The organism is Pseudoduganella albidiflava, assembly GCF_004322755.1.
Lineage (GTDB): Bacteria > Pseudomonadota > Gammaproteobacteria > Burkholderiales > Burkholderiaceae_D > Rugamonas > Rugamonas albidiflava.
Map to the genome: position 1 here is coordinate 4,763,860 of NZ_CP036401.1, position 16,836 is coordinate 4,780,695.

Here is a 16,836-nt window from a genome sequence, read left to right on the forward strand (position 1 = left end):
GGTGTATGTACGGTGACGCACGGAACACCCGCCGGTGCGGCAGGACAATCGTTTCACCGTGCCAGCAATGGCCGCCACACACAAAAAAGGACTCGACATGAATCACCCCAGCACCCCTCCCACCAAGCAGAACAAGCCTGCCTTCGCCATCATCGTGGCCATCGTGCTGATCCTGTTCGCCGGTGTCGGCATCGCCGCCCTGATGGGCTGGCTGCCGTCGAACAAGCACGCCGGCCGGCCCGGCGAACTGATGACGCCGCCCGCCGAACAGCTGGCCACGGCGCCCGTCGCGCCGGCCACCCCGGCCACCCAGTCGAGCCACTATGCGGCCGGCGCGGGCACCATCAACGGCGGTCCCGCGGGCAACGTGTCGACCTCCGGCAATTCGGCCAGCGGCAGCAGCGGCGGTTCGGTGCCGGCGCCGGTGGTACCGGCCCAGGAAGAGCGCGTCGCGGCCCCGGTGCGCGACAAGGCGTTGCAGCGCGAACGTGAACGCGAGCGCGCCGAAGACAAGGCACAGGAACCGCAGCGCGCGGCAACGGCATGCCGGGAATGCGGCACCGTGGAATCGGTCAAGGATGGCAAGACCCGCGGCGAAGGCAGTGGCCTCGGTGCCGCCGGCGGCGCCGTGGTCGGCGGGCTGCTGGGCCGCCAGGTGGGCGATGGCCGCGGCCGCGACCTGGCCACGGTGGCCGGCGCCGTGGGTGGCGCCGTGATCGGCAACCAGGTCGAAGGCAACCTGAAAGGCAAGCGCAATTACGAAGTCGTGGTGCGCATGCAGGATGGCGAACTGCGCACCTTCTACACCGATTCGCCCGTGTGGCGTGGCGGCGACCAGGTCAAGGTGGTCGAGGGTCAGCTGCAGTCGCGCTGATCCGTTTCTGTCCTGTTGCAGCCCCGCCACCGCGCGGGGCTTTTTTTCGTTCTGTCTGCCAGCGAACAGAGCCTCCTGATGAGTGAACCCGACAATAAGTCATGCGCCATGGGGGCGCGCGGGAGGACACATGAACAGGATGCTGTGGGGCTGGCTGATCGCCGCAGGCTTGCTGCTGGCGCGGATCGCGTACCTGGAACTGGATGCCGGGAGACAGGCAGTGGAAGGCGGCGCGCCCGAAGTCTTAGCGCTGGTACTGCTGACGGGTGGCCTGCTGGCCGGCCTGCTCGGCGTGACCGGCCTGCTTGGCCTGCTGGGCTGGGTGGCGCCGCCCGGCGCAATGAAAAAATGACAAACTTCGTACGGCACCGTACAGAAGCGCTTACCGCCCGGTCGCATACTGAAACCCATGACGGCTAACGCCGGACATATAAACCCGAGACGAGAGGACACGATCATGCTTTATACCATTGCTGTAGTACTTATCATCCTTTGGCTGCTGGGCCTGGTGACCTCCTACACCATCGGCGGCTTCATCCATATCCTGCTGGTGGTCGCCGTCATCATGATCCTGCTGCGCCTGATCAGCGGACGAGGCCTGTAGCGTTGACGGGCACCGCGGCGGCGCTGCATTCGACTGCAGCGCCGCCTTGTTTTTATGGCCCGGCTCGATGGGTCTAGAATGCACTGACAAGGAGGACAGAACATCATGAATATTCCCTATGCAATGCGCAAGGCCGTGGCTGTCGCCGTGGCCGCCGCAATGACCGTTGGCGCCACGGGTTGCGCCAACATGGATTCGACGGATCGCGGCACCGCCACGGGTGCCGGCGTCGGTGCCGGGCTGGGCGCCATCCTGGGTGCCACCACCGGTGGCGGTGGCGGCGGCCGTGCCGCCGGCGGCGCCGTGCTGGGCGCGGCCGCTGGCGCGGTGGTCGGCAACATCTGGTCGAAACGGATGGAAAGCCAGAAGCAGGCGATGGAACAGGCGACCGCGGGCACCGGCGTGCAAGTCTCGCAGACCGCCGACAACCGCCTGCGCATGGAGATCCCGAGCGATATCTCGTTCGACACCAACCGTGCCGACATCAAGGACAACTTCCGCCCGATCCTGGACCGCTTCGCCACCACGCTGAAGGAAAATCCGGCGACCACGGTAACGATCATCGGCCATACCGACAGCACGGGTTCCGATTCTGTCAACCAGCCGCTGTCCGTCGAACGCGCCTCGCACACCCGCGACTACCTCGCCTCGCGCGGCGTATCGCCCACGCGCGTGGTGGTCGAAGGCCGCGGTGCCCGCGAACCGATCGCGTCGAACGACGACAACAGCGGCCGTGCCCGCAACCGCCGCGTGGAAATCTACGTGGCCGAACCGGCACCGCGTTCCTGACCCCGGAGGCCACGATGACATCGTCACGCCTGCTTGCCGTGGTGTTCGCCGCCGCCTGCGCGCAGGCGGCCCATGGCGCCGCGCTGAAACCGGGGCTGTGGGAAATGACCAGCAAGGTCGCCGCCGCTTCGCCCGAAACGATGCAGGCGCTGGCAATGGCGCAGCAGCAGATGGCCGGGCTGCCACCCGAGCAGCGCCGCGCCATCGACCAGATGCTGGCCCAGCATGGCGTGACGATGCAGCTGGCCGAGGGCGGTGGCGTGAAGGTGAACTTCTGCCTGTCGAAGGAACAGGCCGCCAATCCACGGCTGCCATCGGGCCAGCCGGGCCAGTGCAGCACCACGCAGACACCCGTGCCCGGCGGCCTGAACATCGCCTTCAAGTGCACCCGGCCGCCCTCGTCCGGCACCGGCCAGGTGATCTTCGAAGGCGACAGCGGCTATTCGATGCGCATGAACGTGGACAGCACCGTGCAGGGCCAGGCGCAGCAAATGACGGTGGAAAGCGCCGGGCGCTGGCTGTCCGCGGATTGCGGAAGTACCCCGCCGGTGCAGTGACATCATGGCGGCGCACTGGCCGCCGTTGTCTGCGTCTTGCCCGCGACTCACACCTCTCCGCATGAGCACGGTATCTGACACTCTTTTCGGGCGCTTCATCCAGAAATGGTGTCAGACACTAATGGTGTCGGACACTGTTGCCGTTGAGTTGAGTCTCATACGGCAGATTGAAAGCGCATGCACTCACCCCAACAGCGAAGGGCAGGGGTCAGACCCGCCGGGTCTGACCCCTGAATTTGCACTTGGGGTGAGATCGGTGTCCGACACCAGTGTCCTCCCCATCCGTCAGAACGCGTGCCGCAACCCCACGTTGAAGGCGCTGCGCCCCTTGCCTTGTTCGCTGAAGTTGCCGACCCGGTAAGGCGCGTTGTTCTCATCCTTGATCTTCGCGTAGGCGGCATAGAACGCGGTGCGCTTCGACATCGAATACGTCATGCCGACCGCCACCTGGTTGGCATCCTGGTTGGCCAGCGTGCGGTCGTCCTTGCGGATGTACGACACCATGAACGTGGCGGGACCGGCCGAATACGACACGCCGGCCAGCGCGTCGTTGCTGCGCGTGGAGGGCGATGCCAGCACCAGCGCGCCATATGGATTGTCCTGGTCCCACGGCGAGCTGCCGACACCCTTGTTGACGGCGTAGGCCGTGTAGAGCGTGGCCGCCTTCGAGATGTGCATGTTGGCCGCGATGATCGAATTGCGCGCCGACAGGTCCACCGGCGTCGTGGCGCCTGCGCCCTGCAGGAAGTTGTTCTTGCGCTGGTGCGCCGCGCGCAGCGTGAACAGGCCGCCTTCGTAGCCGATGGTGGCGCCATAGGCGCGGTTGCGCGTAGTGCTGAACGCCGACTCGCCGAAACTGTAGATCGCGCTGGCGGAGAAGCCGCGGAACTTGCTGGAACGGTATTTGATGGAGTTGTCGGAACGCTTCGTGCCGTTGCCGATCAGGTTCGTCGCCGTGCCGGCGGTGCCGGTGCGGAACGGGTCGGCCACTTCGACCAGCGTTTCATAGCCGACGTCGTATTGCCGCCCCACTGTCAGCGCGCCCCAGCGATTGGCCAGGCCCACGTAGGCCTGGCTGCCGAACAGGCGGCCGCCCTGGTCGGACTGGCCGGTATCGTTGCGCACGCCCGCTTCCAGCGTGAAGATGGCGCGCGTGTTGTTGCCGAGGTCTTCCTGGCCGGAGAAACCGAGCACCGAGCCGGTGGAGACACCCGGGGAGATCTTCGTGCTGGGGCAGTCGCCGTTCGGGCAATCGTGTTCGGACACGGCACCGGCATCGAGCACGCCATACACGCGGATCGAAGAGGATTCCTGCGCCAGCGCCGCCATCGGGAACAGGCAGGCCAGCGCCATCAGCTTGGTATTCATGATTCGTCTCTAGGTCAAGTCCAACGACCGATTGGCTCGGCCCCGCCACCTTGCGTGCTTTGTACCTAAAGCTTGATGCAAGTTTATCGCCGACCTGCACCGCCTCTCTGTGCGGAGGTTCACAAACTAGGACTCGTAGTTCAACCATATACCCCTGCACGGTGAAAGTGAATCAAAAACTGCAGAGCACATGAAGTTGTTACAAGGAAATGACTCACCCACGCCACGCCCGGGAAACCACAGCCGGGGCTTGGGTTCGCTAGCGTACAGACGAGATATGGCTGAGCGGTATACTGCGGACTTTCCTCACCAAGTGCCCCATGCTTGCCATCCTCGACAGCATCGATGAACACACCACGGGGGTGGCCGCACTGGTCGCGCTCGTTGCCGAGTTGCGCCCGCGCCGCCGCGGCAACTACATCCGTGCCGCCGCCAATGTCCGCACCCTTACCCAGCTGCTGCGCGGTAACCCGGAACACGCCCGCCAGTTGCGCGCCTATGTGCTGCGCCTGCTGCAGGCGCGCCGCCACGCCAGCCTGTATACGGAAGTGGGCGTGCTGTCGAACGACGGCTTCTTCACCGAACTGAAGCGCCGTATCGCCTACCGCATGCTGCCGCCCGCGCTGGGCGACGAATACCTGGCGGACTTGCTGGACCAGGTGTTCTACAAGCAGAGCGACTGGCAATGGATCAGCGCGGTGCCCTCGCTGGACTGGCTCGACCTGTTCGACACGGTGTTCCACCGGCGCGATCGCAAGGTGATGCTGCCGGGGATGCTGGAAGCGATCCGCACCCTGTCGTACCGCGTGGCGGCGGTGGGGCTGGAACCGAAGCTGACCAATTTCCACACCGAGATGGAAGAGTTCGAATCGCCGTTCCTGGTGCAGAACCGCGAAGTACTGCACTACCTGGACGGCTACGCGCGCCTGATGGCCGGCGAGGACATCGAGCTCGACGATCCGAAGCACCTGCTGGTGATGCTGGACCAGTGCGACAGCGTGATCGCCCGCATCCGCCGCAAGGCCCTGGTGCAGGGCACCACCATCGCCCTCACCTACCTGCTGGTGACGCTCACCCAGAGCATCGACCGGCTGCGCAAGCTGCTGTTCCTGGTCGACGTATCGGGAGAACTGCGTGCCGAACCGTCCGTCAACCTGGTGACGGGCACGGTGGGCACCCAGCCGCAGCGCGTGCCCGTCACCCGGCAGGCCCAGCGCCGTGCCGCCACGCTGGCGCTGGCGCTGGAACTGATCGAGGCGCACAACAACAAGTACACGGTGCGCGACCTGTTCCGCGACAATATCCACCTGCTGGCCCGCAACGTGACGGAAAACGCCAGCCGCACGGGCGAGCACTACATCGCCGAGAACCGGCGCGCGCTGGGCGGCATGTTCCTGTCCGCGGCGGGTGCCGGCGTGATCGTCGGCTTCATGGCCCTGTTCAAGATCCTGCTGGGCACGCTGCGCGCGGCGCCGCTGGTGGAAGCGTTCCTGTTCTCGATGAATTACTCGCTGGGCTTCGTGCTGATCCACCTGCTGCATTTCACGGTGGCGACCAAGCAGCCGGCGATGACGGCGTCGCACATCGCCGCCAGCCTGCAAAGCCGCGACGGCCGCCACATCGATCCGGACAGCCTGGCCGAGCTGATCACCAAGGTATTCCGCACCCAGGTCACGGCCGTACTCGGCAACATCGCCACCTGCCTGCCGACCGCCTGGGTGATCGCCTGGGGCTGGCTGCAACTGACCGGCGAGCACCTGGTCAGCCAGGGCAAGGCGATGCACCTGCTGCACGACATCGATCCCATCCATACGCCGGCCCTGTTCTATGCGGCGATCGCCGGCGTGTGCCTGTTCCTGGCGGGGCTGGTGTCCGGCTATTACGACAACCAGGCCCTGTACACCCGCTGGGGCCGCCGGATCGCCCAGCTGCGCGGCTTGAACGACCTGCTGGGCGCCGAGCGCACGATCCGCCTGGGCCGCTACCTGGAAAACAACCTGGGCAGCCTGATGGGCAATTTCTTCTTCGGCATCATGCTGGGCATGGCCAGCGCCCTGGGCCTGCTGCTGGGGCTGCCGATCGATATCCGCCACGTTACTTTCTCCTCGGCCAATTTCGCGACAGCCCTGGTCGCGCTGGATCACAATGTGAGCTGGCAACTGGTCGTGACATCCGTTACCGGTTTCCTGGCGATCGGGGCCGTCAACCTGCTGGTCAGTTTCGGTCTTGCGCTGTGGGTGGCGCTGCGCGCGCGCCGCATCCCGTTCGAGCACGGCTTCCTGCTGCTGCGGGCGCTGGGCAGCCGGCTGTGGAAGTCGCCGGTGGACTTTTTCTTTGGCACCAAGGAGTTGAAATGAAACACTGGAATCCGCGCCGCTCGCTGGCGGTGCTTCTGGCCGGATGGTGCCTGGCGGCCTGCGCGTCGCTGCCGGCCGTCGATCCCGACAAGACCAAGGAAGCCGCTTCGGCGGTACCGGTCGTCAAGTCCGTCAACGGCGAGCTGTCGCCGGCCCGCGCCAAGGCACTGCTGGCCAAGCGCTGGTCGAAGAACACGCTCGACCTGAAAGCCCAGGCCGCCCTCGAGGAAGCCGCCACCGGCGTGCCGCTGATCGCCGGCAACCAGGTGAAACTGCTGTTCGACGGCCCCGTGACGATGGCCGAGATGATGAAGGCCATCGAGGGGGCGAAGAACCACATCAACTTCGAGACCTACATCTTCGACCAGGACGAGATGGGCGACAAGTTCGCCGACCTGCTGATCGCCAAGCAGAAGTCGGGCGTGACGGTCAACATCATCTACGACAGCGTGGGCACGCTGATGGTGCCCCAGGCCTTCTTCGACCGCATGCGCGCCGCCGGTGTCCACCTGATCGCCTACAACCCCGTCAACCCGGCCAAGGTGCGCGGCAACGGCTGGAAGGTGAACAACCGCGACCACCGCAAGATGCTCATCGTGGATGGCAAGATCGGCTTCACGGGCGGCATCAACATCAGCGATACCTATTCGAAGAGCTCGCCGTTCCGCTCGAAGAGCCGGCCGCGCAACGCCAAGGACGTAGGCTGGCGCGATACGCACGTGCGCATCGAGGGCCCCGCCGTGCAGGCAATGCAGTGGCTGTTCATCCAGCACTGGACCGGGCAGGATGCGGACGACCTGCGCGAGGCCGACTACTTCCCCACCCCGGTGATCGCCGGGGACAAGCTGATGCGCGTGCTCGGCAGCGAACCGGGCGGACAGTACGAGATCTACAAGGCGATGCTGCTGGCGATCCAGGAATCGAAGAAGTCGATCCACATCACCTGCGCCTATTTCGTGCCCGACGAGCAGACGCTGCAGGCGCTGGTCGATGCCGCGAAACGGGGCGTGAAGGTGCGCATCGTGCTGCCGAGCGTTTCCGACAGCGGCATGGTGTTCCACGCCGGCCGCGCGTTCTACGACCGGCTGCTCGCGGCGGGCGTGCAGATCTACGAACTGAAGCTGGCGGTGCTGCATGCCAAGACCATGGTGATCGACGGCGTGTGGTCCACCGTGGGCTCGGCCAATATCGACCGCCGCAGCTTCCAGCACAACGCCGAGGTGAACGTGATCGTGCTGGGCGACGCCTTCGGCAAGGAAATGGAAGCGGCCTTCCGCGACGACGTCAAGAATTCCACCGAGGTCACGCTGACCGCGTGGCGTGCGCGGCCCCTGCTGAACCGGATGAAGGAGTTCGCCTCGAAGGTGTGGGATTACTGGCTGTAGCCCTACCAGTGCATGCATCTACCCCAACGGCGAAGTGCTGGGGTCAGACCCGCCGGGTCTGACCCCGGAGTCTGCACTTGGGGTAGGCCTTCCTGAGCGGAATCGGACACCAGCCGGCGGCACGATAACCAGCACTTCCCCGCCCTCAGCCGCTGACGGTCTGCGGCGCCACCGTTTCGTCGCTGGTGATCGCTTCCGGCATGTCCGGGGCGGTGCCCAGCGGTTGCCAGGTATTGCCGTCGCGGCGGAAGATCTCGATCGTGGCCACCTCGAACGCGGCCGTTTCATCCTTCCAGCCGTAGCGCTCGACCTGGATTTCATCGCCCTCGATGCGCAGCACGTTGAACGAGTTGGTTTCTCCCCTGCCCCGCGTGGACGTGGCCGTGCCGGCCTGCACCACCAGCGCGGAATAGCCGGCGATCTTGTAGCGCCGGGCGCTGTTGCCGGAATGGCTGGCATGCAGGTGCCCGGCCAGCAGCAGGTCCACGCCGCATTTCGAGAACGCTTCCATCGCCATCGGCGCCCGGTCGACCAGGTCGTCCTCGTTGAACGATTCGGGCAGGTCGAACGGGTGGTGCGTGACGACGACGCGCGTCACGTTCGCAGCCACCTTCGCCATCCTTTCCTGCAGCCGTTCCACCTGCTCGCGGTTGACGCGGCCATCCTTGATCGTCAGCGAGCGCGCGGTGTTCAGGCCCATCACGGCGATCTCCTCGTCGACGTATTCGGGCGCGAGGTTCGGCGTGATGTAGCGGCGGTACTTCGTCAGCGGCGCCAGGAAGCGTGCCGCCACGTTGTACAGCGGGATGTCGTGGTTGCCGGGCACCACGATCTGCGGTTGCGGCAGCGTGTCGAGCCAGGCCCTGGCCTGCTTGAACTGTTCGCTGCGGGCGCGCTGCGTGAGGTCGCCCGAGACCACCACGACATGCGGCTGCACCGCCTCGACCGTGGCGCGCAGCGGCGCGAGCAGCCGCTCGTCGACGCGGCCAAAATGAATGTCGGACAGGTGCACGATGATTCGCATGCTTTCTCCTAGCGGGGTACCATGACCGTCAGCGCGCCGGGGCGCGAACGGTAATTGAGCGGGGGCGCCATCAGCGTCACTTCGCCATCGGTGGCGACGCGCACCAGTTTGCGCCGGGTATCGATGGTGAGCTCGTCGGCCAGCAGCACGTCGAAATCGCGGGCCTGCGCCAGCTTGCCGGCCAGCGCGTGGCACGCCAGGCGCACCAGGCCGAAGCGCGTGGGCCGCTGCGCCACGTACAGGCTCAGGTGGCCGCAGTCGAGCCGCGTGCGCTCGCCAATATTGAAGCCCTGCATCGTGTAGGCATTATTGCCGATGAAGACAAAAGGGGTGCGCCGCGCATGTTCGTCACCGTGCACGTGCAGCCGCAGGCTGAGGAACGGGTAGCGGTGCAGGGCTGCCAGGCTGGCCCAGCAGAACGCCAGCCACTTGCCGCGGCCGAGCCGGCGCTGCTGCTTGACGCGGTCGCGCACGATGTCCGGATACAGGCCCAGGCTGGAATTGTTCAGGAAGATGCGGCCGTTGACCTCCCCCACGTCGACGGCCATCGGCCGGCCCTGGGCGATGTTGGCGATGGCATCGTCCAGCGCCAGCGGGATGTTCAGGTCCCTGGCGAAATGGTTCAGCGTGCCCATCGGCAGCACGCCGAAAGTGGCGTCGCTGCCGGCCAGCACCGAGGCCACGGCATTCATGGTGCCGTCGCCACCACCAGCCACCACCAGGCGGATGCCGCTGTCGAGCGCCTCGCGCGCCGCGCCGGTCATCTCCTCGCCGCTGCCGGCCAGTGTCACGTCGGCTTCGATATCCACGGCCGCGAACTTGTCGCGCAGCGCCGCGACCCGTTCGCCGTCATGGCCCTGCCCCGCCCCACCGTTGACGATCACGATGGCCCGGGCCATCACTCGTCCCTGCGTGCCAGGCGGCGGCGGCGCAGCGTGGACACGGCGGCGATGCAGACCGCCAGCCAGCCCGCGCTGTAGGCCATCGCGCCCAGCACGTCGGAGACATAATGCGCACCCAGGTAGACGCGGCTGAATGCCACCAGCAGCACCATGATGGCGGCGGCCACCATCGCCGTGCAGCGCCGCCGCCAGCTGGGCGACGTGGTGACGATATAGCTGGCGATGAGGCCGTAGAACAGCGTGGAGGCGGCCGTGTGGCCGCTGGGGAAACTGTAGGTGGCCAGCGTGAGGAGCGGTTCCTCGAACATGGGCCGCGGCCGCGCATACACGTTCTTCAGCAGCACGTTGATCAGCATGCCGCCGGGTGCCGCGATGACGACGCACAGCAGCCAGTACTGTGCCTTCCTGCGCCAGAACCACAGTGCGAGCAGGCTCGACGCGATCGACATGCCGACGATGCCGTGAGAATGCGTGATGGCCAGCATGATGGTGGTCAGCGGTTCGAACGCGTGGGTATTGAACCACTCGGCCAGGTGGACATCGAAGCGGGCGACATCGTCCTGCTCGCCGACGGCTTCGGCAATTTCGCGGAACATCGCCACGGCGGAGACCAGCAGCGCCAGCCCTGCCGTCAGGTGCAGGCCGAATTCGCCGCCGGGCGTGAGACGCGCTGCGAGGAAGCGCAGCAGCCTGGAGTACATGGTCTGGTTCATCGTTTTCGCACTTTTGCAACGGGTGAACAAAAAACCTGTTTTTTCATACAGTCCTGTGTTTTTGTACAGTAGTTATGTTAAGCTTCTATCCAGTAGGCAGCACTCGGTAAGCGCCTCCAGGACCGGTCCGGCAGATCCTTGCAGACCTCGCCCAGGGATGCTTTCCGCGTGCTCCAGGCACCGCCAGCGTACGGTGGCCAGGCGTCCATGTAGCTTCCCTGCAGCGGCTTAACAGCAGCTTAGAAGCTCTACGTGGCATCCCCTGGCGTGCGGCTGGCACTGCGAACTTCTTGTTTGATCCTTTTTCGATAAGGAACACTGTCATGGCAACCATCGACTACGACCCTCGCCGTCTCCCTTCGCGTTTCGAATCGCGTTTCGGCCTCGAGTACGCTCCAACGTCTTTCCTGGTGCGCTTCGGCAAGCGCGAGATGCTGGTCTGCCGCGACTTCCGCAAGCGCTTCTACGCGGTCAACCCGATCATCGAATGCGATACCGGCGTGCAGCCGGGCCATATCGAGATCCTGTTGTTCGGCCGCTGGCTGTTGATCTTGTCCAAAGCACAGTAATCGATCTGTGCAGTGTCGCACAGTGGCCACGACTGTGCGGCGACAACCGCTCACGGCGGACGTGGCCAGCGCACTGGGGCACGCGGCGGCACCTCTTCACCCGCCGCGTTCCATGTGCCGCAGCGCAGCCGGCAGCCGTGCCGGTGGCCACGTCCCGGCGTGACTTGACAGTGGCTGTGAGAAAAAGTGGGACGCCGGAGGAGCTGGGCAGCGGATGCCGGGTGGAAGGCAATGCGGGCTGAAGGCAGTGCGGACTCGAAGGCAATGCGGACTTGAAGGCAGTGCGGGCTGATGGCAATGCAGCCATGAAGGCGATGCAGGCTGGACAAGCGGTATTGGCTGGGAAAGCGGCGCGGGCTGGCTGGACAGGCGGTGCAGGCTGAAACACGGCCTTGACTAGCGGCGGATGCAGCCGGGCACCGCTCCTGGAAGTCCTGCCCGGACATCGTGCCTGGCGTGATGGCCGGGTTGCCATCACCGTGCATCAGGCCTTGGCCACTACGCCGATATCCCGGTACGGCCCCGCTTGCGGCGGCGCACCTGCATCGACACCTGCATCGGTCCCATCCTTATCGGCTCCATCCCTATCGGCGCCATCCCTATCGGCGCCATCCCTATCGGCGCCATCCCTGTTGGCTCCTTCCCTATCGGCGCCAATCGCACCGGGTCCGTGTTCCGCCTCATGCATTTCGCGCAGCAGCGCGAGTGCGCGCGTATCGTGCATGACCAGCGCACGCTGCAGCGTCGTGGCGGTGAGGCAGGATTCGTCGACGATGGCGAGGAAGGTTTCCTGCGTGCGGTCCAGGACCCTGGAGTGGAAGCCGATGCTGTCGAACATGCCGCCCATGTCCACGCACAGATCGCGCAGCAGCAGCAGGGTTCGCTTGGTCGACTCGATATCGTTGCGCATGCCGCCATCCATGTCGAGCAGTTCGGTCCGCGCGGTTTCATGCCGGGACAGATCGGTGATCGTTTCAAGCCAGCGCCCGATGCGCTGGGAAACGCGGGTGATGCGCACCGTCTTGCCGCGCATCATGATGCAATATTGCAGGCACAGCAGCCATACGGGCAAGCGCGCCAGCAGCACCGGCAGCCCGGCCTTGCGTAACCACGCCTCGGCGCGCCTGAAGCGGCGCAGCATGCCACCAATGCTGGCTAACAGCGGATCCTGATGCATGGAAAGTCCCCTTTTTCTTAGGCAACACACGTTGCGTTGCGCAATACTCCGCAGTATAGGCAGGGGACCCGGGGGAATGCTCAGCAGGAGATTTGATACAGCTTAAAAGTCGCGGCGAAAAATGTGCGCAATGTGTTTTTCGCAATGCGCGTGCGGGCAATCGGCCGGCGTTTCAGCCAGCCGATTGCCCACGCATTGGAATTTCAACGATCGGCCAATGATCAGGTCTTGTCTCTGTCCTTGCCCAGCGTACCGGCCACCGCATCGGACAGCTTCTCGCCGTGCGGTCCTTTCGCCGTCTCGTCCATGCTGCCGACCTTGCGCGCCTGGTCGGATTGCTGGTCGAAGCTGACTTCCTCGCCCACCTCGAACCGCCCGTCAGCCTCGCCGCCGGCAGGCAGCAAGCCTTCGGAACGCGCTCCGCCTTGCTCCGTTGCGCGCTGGGTATTGCCGGGCGACCCCGACTGGCTGCCTCCGGACGCGCTGTCCGAACGGCCCCCCGCGCTACTACCCTGGCCGCCCTGCTGCGGGTTGCCTTGCTGCTGATTGCCCTGCTGCGGGTTGCCTTGCTGCTGATTGCCCTGCTGCTGATTGCCCTGCTGCGGATTGCCCTGCTGCTGATTGCCCTGCTGCTGATTGCCCTGCTGCGGGTTGCCTTGCTGCTGATTCCCCTGCTGCTGGCCACCCAGCTGCTGGCTGCCCTGTTGCAGGTTGCCCATGTGCTGGTCGACGGCGCGGCTGTCCTGGTCGCGCGTGGTGGCTGCCTGGCCGCGCGGTGCCGGGTCGGCGCCCATCGTCGGGCCGCCCACCGAGTCATCGAGACCGCTGCCCATCGATTTGCCGGCGCCCGCTGGCGGCGGCAGGTTGTAGTCGGCGCCGTGCGGTACCGCGTCGCCGACGATTTTCTTCACGTCCTCGGGCGGCACCGTGTCCGGCAGGTGCGTATGGATCGGCGGCTGCTGGAGCCGTTCCTTGTCGTCGTTTTGCATGATGCCTCCTGTGTTATCCGAATATTCATCTTAGCCCAACGCGTTTTTTCGCCGCACAGCATTGCCGCGCTCCAAAATGTGTGGGCGGCGCGCCGCGTTCGGCGGTACAGTCGGCTCATGAGTTTGATTTCCGCGCTGCCGGCCGCGCCAGGGGTCATTCACCCTGTCACCGATTGGCCCTACCTCGAAATGCTGACGCGCTTCGCGCTGGCGCTGGCGCTCGGCCTGCTGATCGGCCTGGAACGCGAACGCCGCAAGAAGGAAGCGGGCTTGCGCACCTTCGGCTTTATTGCCGTACTGGGCGCGGTAGGCGCATCGCTCGGCGATATGTACGCCTACATCGTGCTGTGCCTGACCGGTCTGCTGACGATCTTCCTGAACCTGCAGGACATGCGCACCCACGAAGGCACCGAGCTGACGACTTCCGCCGCCATGCTGGTGACCTGCATCGCCGGCATCATGTGCGGCAAGGGCCACACGCTGACGCCCGCGGCCATCATGGTGTCGTCCACCGCGCTGCTGGCGTGGAAGGATATCCTGCAAGGCTTCTCGATCGGGCTCACCGAGCGCGAACTGCGCTCGGCGCTGCTGCTGGCGATCCTGGCGATCGTCATCTATCCGGCGCTGCCGACCGGCAGCATCGGGCCCATGGGCCTGATCCAGCCGCGCGCCGCCTGGGCGACCGTGATCCTGATCGCCGGCATCGGATTCGTCAACTACGTGCTGTGGAAGGCCTTCGGCGCGCGCGGCGTGGCGATCGCCGGCTTCCTCGGCGGCCTGGTGAACAGCAGCGTGACCGTCAACGAACTGGCCTCGCGCGTCAGCGGCGGCGCGGTGGGCGCGGTGGCGGCGGCGGCCTACCGTGGCATCTTGCTGGCAACCGTGGCGATGGTGATGCGCAATGCCGTGATTCTTGCCCTGCTGGCCCCGGCCGTGGCCGTGGCGGGGATCGGTGCCTTCGCGGGCATGCTGGCGGCCACGGCCTTTTTCGTGTTCGTGCGGCGCCACCCGGCGACGCCGGACGTCCAGCTGCCCGCCGACGGGCAGGAAAACCAGATCGTGCTGCCGTTTTCGCTGTGGAGCGCACTGAAGTACGGCCTGGTTTTCCTGCTGCTGCACATCGTCGGCGTGCTGACGCAAAAATACTTCGGCAACGTGGGCTTCTATGTCGTCAGTGCGCTGGGCGGCACCGTGTCGAGTGCCAGCGCGGTGGCGGCGGCGGCGAGCCTGGCGGCCGAAGGCAAGCTTGAGCTGGACGTGGCCGCCACCGGCGCCATTCTCGCTTCGCTGGCGAGCGTGGCGATCAACCTGCCTTTTGTGCTGCGGGTACCGAACCGCCGCTTCGTGATGTCGATCGCGCTGGCGATGGGCGTCATCGCCGCGGTCGGGCTGTGCGGCCTGCTGCTGGGCGAGCCGCTGGCGCGCTTCGTGACCGATCACCTGCCGGAACTGACGCAGCTGCGCTCCGGACCATTGGGCCCCGCACCCAGCACCGCCGGCCTGCTGCATCCCTGACCGGGGCATTGAGCTTCCACAAATCGCTGCTACTGCCGGGACCATCGCACCGCACTTGCTCGTAGACTGGAAGCCTTGCGATATTTCGGGAGGCCGCCATGTCGAGAACATTCCTCTGTGTTGTCCTGGCGGCCTGCGCCATTCCCGGCCAGGCCGAAACCTGGCATTTCGAGTACCAGGGCTTCCATGACTTGATGGCCGGGAAGTTCCTGCCCGACCGCAAGATGACGGGCAGCTTCGATGGCTGGGACGCCGATGCCGACGGTGTGCTGGTCCGCTCGGAAATCACCTCGCTCATCGTCGACGGCTTCGATTTCGTTGCGTGCGAAAGCCAGAGCAACGAGTTCTGGCATTGTGGCGCGGAAGCCTTCGCTTACCGGGACGGCGCATTGTCCTTCACCGCCGGCCAGTACAGCAGCGATCCGGAAGGCTGGATCCGTGACGGCCATTTCTACTTTTCCGGCGAGCGCGAATACCGCTATTCGTTCCGGCCCGAACATTCCGAGGAGTGGGAATACCACTGGACAGCGCAAACGACATTTGCCATTTCGCCCGCGCCCGAACCAGGCACATGGGCGCTGCTGCTGGCAGGCTTGCCGCTGGCCGTGCTGGCGGCGCGGCGCCAGCGAAAACAGCGGTAACGTCCTGGCCGCCGGCGCCGGACGAGTGTAAGCTGGCAACCGGAGGTAACCATGCAAAACGAACGCCGCACCCAGCCGAACGAACCGGTGGCCGAAGCCGTCGATGCCACCGTGGACCTGATGCCGAACATCAGCCGCTACCAGGCCGCCCTGGTGATGGCGCGCGATGGCGTGCCGACACCGGTGATCCGGCGCGTGCTGGACGAACCCGCGCAGCGGCGCGGTACCAGGCGGGGCGCATAACTCGCTCTGCCCGCCTCACAGCGCTGCCACCGATGACGGGTGCATCGGTCGCGGCCTTCGGTTGCTTGCCCTTCAGCAGCTGGCCTTGATCGGCTGTCCTTGATCGGCTGTCCTTGATCGACTGTCCTTCAGCATCTGCACTTCAGCAGTGCCCCTTCAACAACTGCCCTTCAGCAGCTGCCCTTCATCGGCCGCTCTTGAACGCGCTCTTCAGTCCCCGTCCCGCAGGGCCCGCTCCGCGGCCGCGACGCCGTGCAGCGCGGTGGTATCGAACAGCGGCACGGCCGCATCGTCTCCGTTGACGAGCAGGGAAATCTCGGTACAGCCCAGGATGATCGCCTGCGCGCCGCGCGCCGCCAGGCCCGTCATCACGCGGCGGTAGAGTTCGCGCGAAGCCGGTTCGATGCGCCCCTGGCAGAGTTCTTCGTAGATGATGCGATGCACCAGCTCGCGCTCATCGGCTGGCGGCACCAGTACCTCCAGGCCGCGCCGGACCAGCCGCTGCCGATAGAACGGTTGCTCCATCGTGAAGCGCGTACCCAGCAGGCCAACCGTTCCCGCACCGGCGCGCACCACGGCATCGGCTGTCGGATCGGCGATATGCAGCAACGGAATGCCGACCGCGGCGGTGATGGCATCGCTGACCGTATGCATGGTGTTCGTGCACAGCACGATGAAGTCCGCGCCGGCGCGCTCGAGCGCCGTGGCCGCGTCCGCCAGCGCGGCGCCCGCGGCAGCCCATTCGCCGGCATGCTGCAATGCCGCGATCTCGTGGAAGTCCACGCTGTACAGCACGATCCTTGCCGAATGCAGGCCGCCGAGGCGCCGCTGTATCGCCTGGTTGATTTCACGGTAGTACGGCACCGTCGATTGCCAGCTCATGCCGCCTATCAGGCCGATGGTTTTCATGTGGGCTCCTGGTTGAAGCGCCATCGTAGGGCAATCGCGCGCGCCCGGGCAGTACAGCGGCATGCCTTACTGTACTGGACCATCCGCCGGTACATGCCGCGCGGACGTTCGCAAAGACCTTGCCGCTACAGCGGGCCTGTGCCGCGCCGTCCATCGACCGTGCTCACGGTCTCGGCCAGCAAAAAAAAGGGGGCCGAAGCCCCCTTTCATCTGCGCCGAG

Annotated in this window: 18 protein-coding genes; 11 read left to right on the forward strand and 7 right to left on the reverse strand. The window is 65.6% G+C overall.

From position 1 onward, the window contains the following. Positions 1-97 precede the first annotated feature (97 nt). From EYF70_RS19715 to EYF70_RS19735, 5 genes are all read left to right on the forward strand, one after another. Positions 98-874, forward strand: coding sequence for an outer membrane lipoprotein (locus tag EYF70_RS19715; RefSeq protein WP_229420467.1), 777 nt, complete (start codon positions 98-100; stop codon positions 872-874). A gap of 130 nt (positions 875-1,004) precedes the next feature. After that, positions 1,005-1,226: a hypothetical protein gene (locus EYF70_RS19720; RefSeq protein ID WP_131146934.1), complete on the forward strand. Its 222-nt coding sequence runs from the start codon at positions 1,005-1,007 to the stop codon at positions 1,224-1,226. Positions 1,227-1,331: 105 nt separating this feature from the next. Continuing rightward, on the forward strand, positions 1,332-1,478 hold the full coding sequence (locus EYF70_RS19725) for a lmo0937 family membrane protein (protein ID WP_121670992.1): 147 nt from the start codon (positions 1,332-1,334) through the stop codon (positions 1,476-1,478). Between the two features lie 123 nt (positions 1,479-1,601). Next, positions 1,602-2,267: a YiaD family glycine zipper/OmpA-like lipoprotein gene (locus tag EYF70_RS19730; RefSeq protein ID WP_131149215.1), complete on the forward strand. Its 666-nt coding sequence runs from the start codon at positions 1,602-1,604 to the stop codon at positions 2,265-2,267. Between the two features lie 14 nt (positions 2,268-2,281). After that, on the forward strand, positions 2,282-2,824 hold the full coding sequence (locus tag EYF70_RS19735; RefSeq protein ID WP_131146935.1) for a DUF3617 domain-containing protein: 543 nt from the start codon (positions 2,282-2,284) through the stop codon (positions 2,822-2,824). 285 nt (positions 2,825-3,109) lie between these two features. Here the strand turns inward: EYF70_RS19735 and EYF70_RS19740 are convergent, their stop codons facing one another. Further along, the gene (locus EYF70_RS19740) at positions 3,110-4,192 is read right to left on the reverse strand and encodes a porin (protein WP_131146936.1); all 1,083 of its coding nucleotides are present in this window, start codon (positions 4,190-4,192) and stop codon (positions 3,110-3,112) included. A 320-nt stretch (positions 4,193-4,512) separates the two neighbouring features. Between EYF70_RS19740 and EYF70_RS19745 the strand changes: the two genes are divergently transcribed. Together EYF70_RS19745 and cls are read left to right on the forward strand one after the other, a co-directional pair. Further along, a complete protein-coding gene (locus EYF70_RS19745) occupies positions 4,513-6,549 on the forward strand; it encodes a site-specific recombinase (protein ID WP_131146937.1) in 2,037 nt (678 codons plus the stop codon). Next, a complete protein-coding gene (gene cls / locus EYF70_RS19750; protein ID WP_131146938.1) occupies positions 6,546-7,934 on the forward strand; it encodes a cardiolipin synthase in 1,389 nt (462 codons plus the stop codon). Before EYF70_RS19745 ends, cls begins: the two co-directional genes overlap by 4 nt. A 145-nt stretch (positions 7,935-8,079) precedes the next feature. Here cls and EYF70_RS19755 read toward each other — a convergent pair whose 3' ends face one another. Genes EYF70_RS19755 through EYF70_RS19765 form a run of 3 tightly spaced genes read right to left on the reverse strand, consistent with a single transcriptional unit; the run spans position 8,080 to position 10,573 of the window. Next, positions 8,080-8,958: a metallophosphoesterase family protein gene (locus EYF70_RS19755; protein WP_131146939.1), complete on the reverse strand. Its 879-nt coding sequence runs from the start codon at positions 8,956-8,958 to the stop codon at positions 8,080-8,082. Positions 8,959-8,966: 8 nt separating this feature from the next. Continuing rightward, positions 8,967-9,857 carry a diacylglycerol/lipid kinase family protein gene (locus EYF70_RS19760; protein WP_131146940.1) on the reverse strand — a complete coding sequence of 297 codons (891 nt, stop codon included), beginning with the start codon at positions 9,855-9,857 and terminating at the stop codon, positions 8,967-8,969. Continuing rightward, positions 9,857-10,573 carry a phosphatase PAP2 family protein gene (locus tag EYF70_RS19765; RefSeq protein ID WP_131146941.1) on the reverse strand — a complete coding sequence of 239 codons (717 nt, stop codon included), beginning with the start codon at positions 10,571-10,573 and terminating at the stop codon, positions 9,857-9,859. Before EYF70_RS19765 ends, EYF70_RS19760 begins: the two co-directional genes overlap by 1 nt. A gap of 323 nt (positions 10,574-10,896) precedes the next feature. Between EYF70_RS19765 and EYF70_RS19770 the strand changes: the two genes are divergently transcribed. After that, positions 10,897-11,142: a hypothetical protein gene (locus EYF70_RS19770; protein ID WP_131146942.1), complete on the forward strand. Its 246-nt coding sequence runs from the start codon at positions 10,897-10,899 to the stop codon at positions 11,140-11,142. Between the two features lie 484 nt (positions 11,143-11,626). Here the strand turns inward: EYF70_RS19770 and EYF70_RS31400 are convergent, their stop codons facing one another. Together EYF70_RS31400 and EYF70_RS19780 are read right to left on the reverse strand one after the other, a co-directional pair. After that, positions 11,627-12,319, reverse strand: coding sequence for a hypothetical protein (locus EYF70_RS31400; protein WP_218943702.1), 693 nt, complete (start codon positions 12,317-12,319; stop codon positions 11,627-11,629). A 221-nt stretch (positions 12,320-12,540) separates the two neighbouring features. Further along, positions 12,541-13,308, reverse strand: coding sequence for a hypothetical protein (locus tag EYF70_RS19780; protein ID WP_131146943.1), 768 nt, complete (start codon positions 13,306-13,308; stop codon positions 12,541-12,543). A 117-nt stretch (positions 13,309-13,425) separates the two neighbouring features. On the opposite strand from EYF70_RS19780, the gene EYF70_RS19785 reads away from it, so the two are divergent. The 3 genes from EYF70_RS19785 to EYF70_RS19795 all read left to right on the forward strand — a co-directional run bounded on the left by EYF70_RS19785 (position 13,426) and on the right by EYF70_RS19795 (position 15,707). Further along, a complete protein-coding gene (locus tag EYF70_RS19785) occupies positions 13,426-14,823 on the forward strand; it encodes an MgtC/SapB family protein (RefSeq protein ID WP_131146944.1) in 1,398 nt (465 codons plus the stop codon). Between the two features lie 98 nt (positions 14,824-14,921). After that, a complete protein-coding gene (locus EYF70_RS19790) occupies positions 14,922-15,464 on the forward strand; it encodes a PEP-CTERM sorting domain-containing protein (protein WP_131146945.1) in 543 nt (180 codons plus the stop codon). Positions 15,465-15,515: 51 nt separating this feature from the next. Next, positions 15,516-15,707, forward strand: a complete 192-nt coding sequence (locus EYF70_RS19795) for a hypothetical protein (RefSeq protein ID WP_131146946.1) — start codon at positions 15,516-15,518, stop codon at positions 15,705-15,707. Between the two features lie 210 nt (positions 15,708-15,917). On the opposite strand, the gene EYF70_RS19800 is transcribed toward EYF70_RS19795, so the two are convergent. Then, a complete protein-coding gene (locus EYF70_RS19800) occupies positions 15,918-16,616 on the reverse strand; it encodes an aspartate/glutamate racemase family protein (RefSeq protein ID WP_131146947.1) in 699 nt (232 codons plus the stop codon). Between the last annotated feature and the right edge of the window lie 220 nt (positions 16,617-16,836).

Coding starts and splice junctions, on each gene's coding strand:
- EYF70_RS31400 (WP_218943702.1), bottom strand. CDS start 12,319: ATGCATCAGGATCCGCTGTTAGCCAGCATTGGTGGCATGCTGCGCCGC.
- EYF70_RS19800 (WP_131146947.1), bottom strand. CDS start 16,616: ATGAAAACCATCGGCCTGATAGGCGGCATGAGCTGGCAATCGACGGTG.
- EYF70_RS19725 (WP_121670992.1), top strand. CDS start 1,332: ATGCTTTATACCATTGCTGTAGTACTTATCATCCTTTGGCTGCTGGGC.
- EYF70_RS19755 (WP_131146939.1), bottom strand. CDS start 8,958: ATGCGAATCATCGTGCACCTGTCCGACATTCATTTTGGCCGCGTCGAC.
- EYF70_RS19740 (WP_131146936.1), bottom strand. CDS start 4,192: ATGAATACCAAGCTGATGGCGCTGGCCTGCCTGTTCCCGATGGCGGCG.
- EYF70_RS19735 (WP_131146935.1), top strand. CDS start 2,282: ATGACATCGTCACGCCTGCTTGCCGTGGTGTTCGCCGCCGCCTGCGCG.
- EYF70_RS19730 (WP_131149215.1), top strand. CDS start 1,602: ATGCGCAAGGCCGTGGCTGTCGCCGTGGCCGCCGCAATGACCGTTGGC.
- EYF70_RS19795 (WP_131146946.1), top strand. CDS start 15,516: ATGCAAAACGAACGCCGCACCCAGCCGAACGAACCGGTGGCCGAAGCC.
- EYF70_RS19745 (WP_131146937.1), top strand. CDS start 4,513: ATGCTTGCCATCCTCGACAGCATCGATGAACACACCACGGGGGTGGCC.
- EYF70_RS19770 (WP_131146942.1), top strand. CDS start 10,897: ATGGCAACCATCGACTACGACCCTCGCCGTCTCCCTTCGCGTTTCGAA.
- EYF70_RS19760 (WP_131146940.1), bottom strand. CDS start 9,857: ATGGCCCGGGCCATCGTGATCGTCAACGGTGGGGCGGGGCAGGGCCAT.
- EYF70_RS19765 (WP_131146941.1), bottom strand. CDS start 10,573: ATGAACCAGACCATGTACTCCAGGCTGCTGCGCTTCCTCGCAGCGCGT.
- EYF70_RS19780 (WP_131146943.1), bottom strand. CDS start 13,308: ATGCAAAACGACGACAAGGAACGGCTCCAGCAGCCGCCGATCCATACG.
- cls (WP_131146938.1), top strand. CDS start 6,546: ATGAAACACTGGAATCCGCGCCGCTCGCTGGCGGTGCTTCTGGCCGGA.
- EYF70_RS19790 (WP_131146945.1), top strand. CDS start 14,922: ATGTCGAGAACATTCCTCTGTGTTGTCCTGGCGGCCTGCGCCATTCCC.
- EYF70_RS19715 (WP_229420467.1), top strand. CDS start 98: ATGAATCACCCCAGCACCCCTCCCACCAAGCAGAACAAGCCTGCCTTC.
- EYF70_RS19785 (WP_131146944.1), top strand. CDS start 13,426: ATGAGTTTGATTTCCGCGCTGCCGGCCGCGCCAGGGGTCATTCACCCT.
- EYF70_RS19720 (WP_131146934.1), top strand. CDS start 1,005: ATGAACAGGATGCTGTGGGGCTGGCTGATCGCCGCAGGCTTGCTGCTG.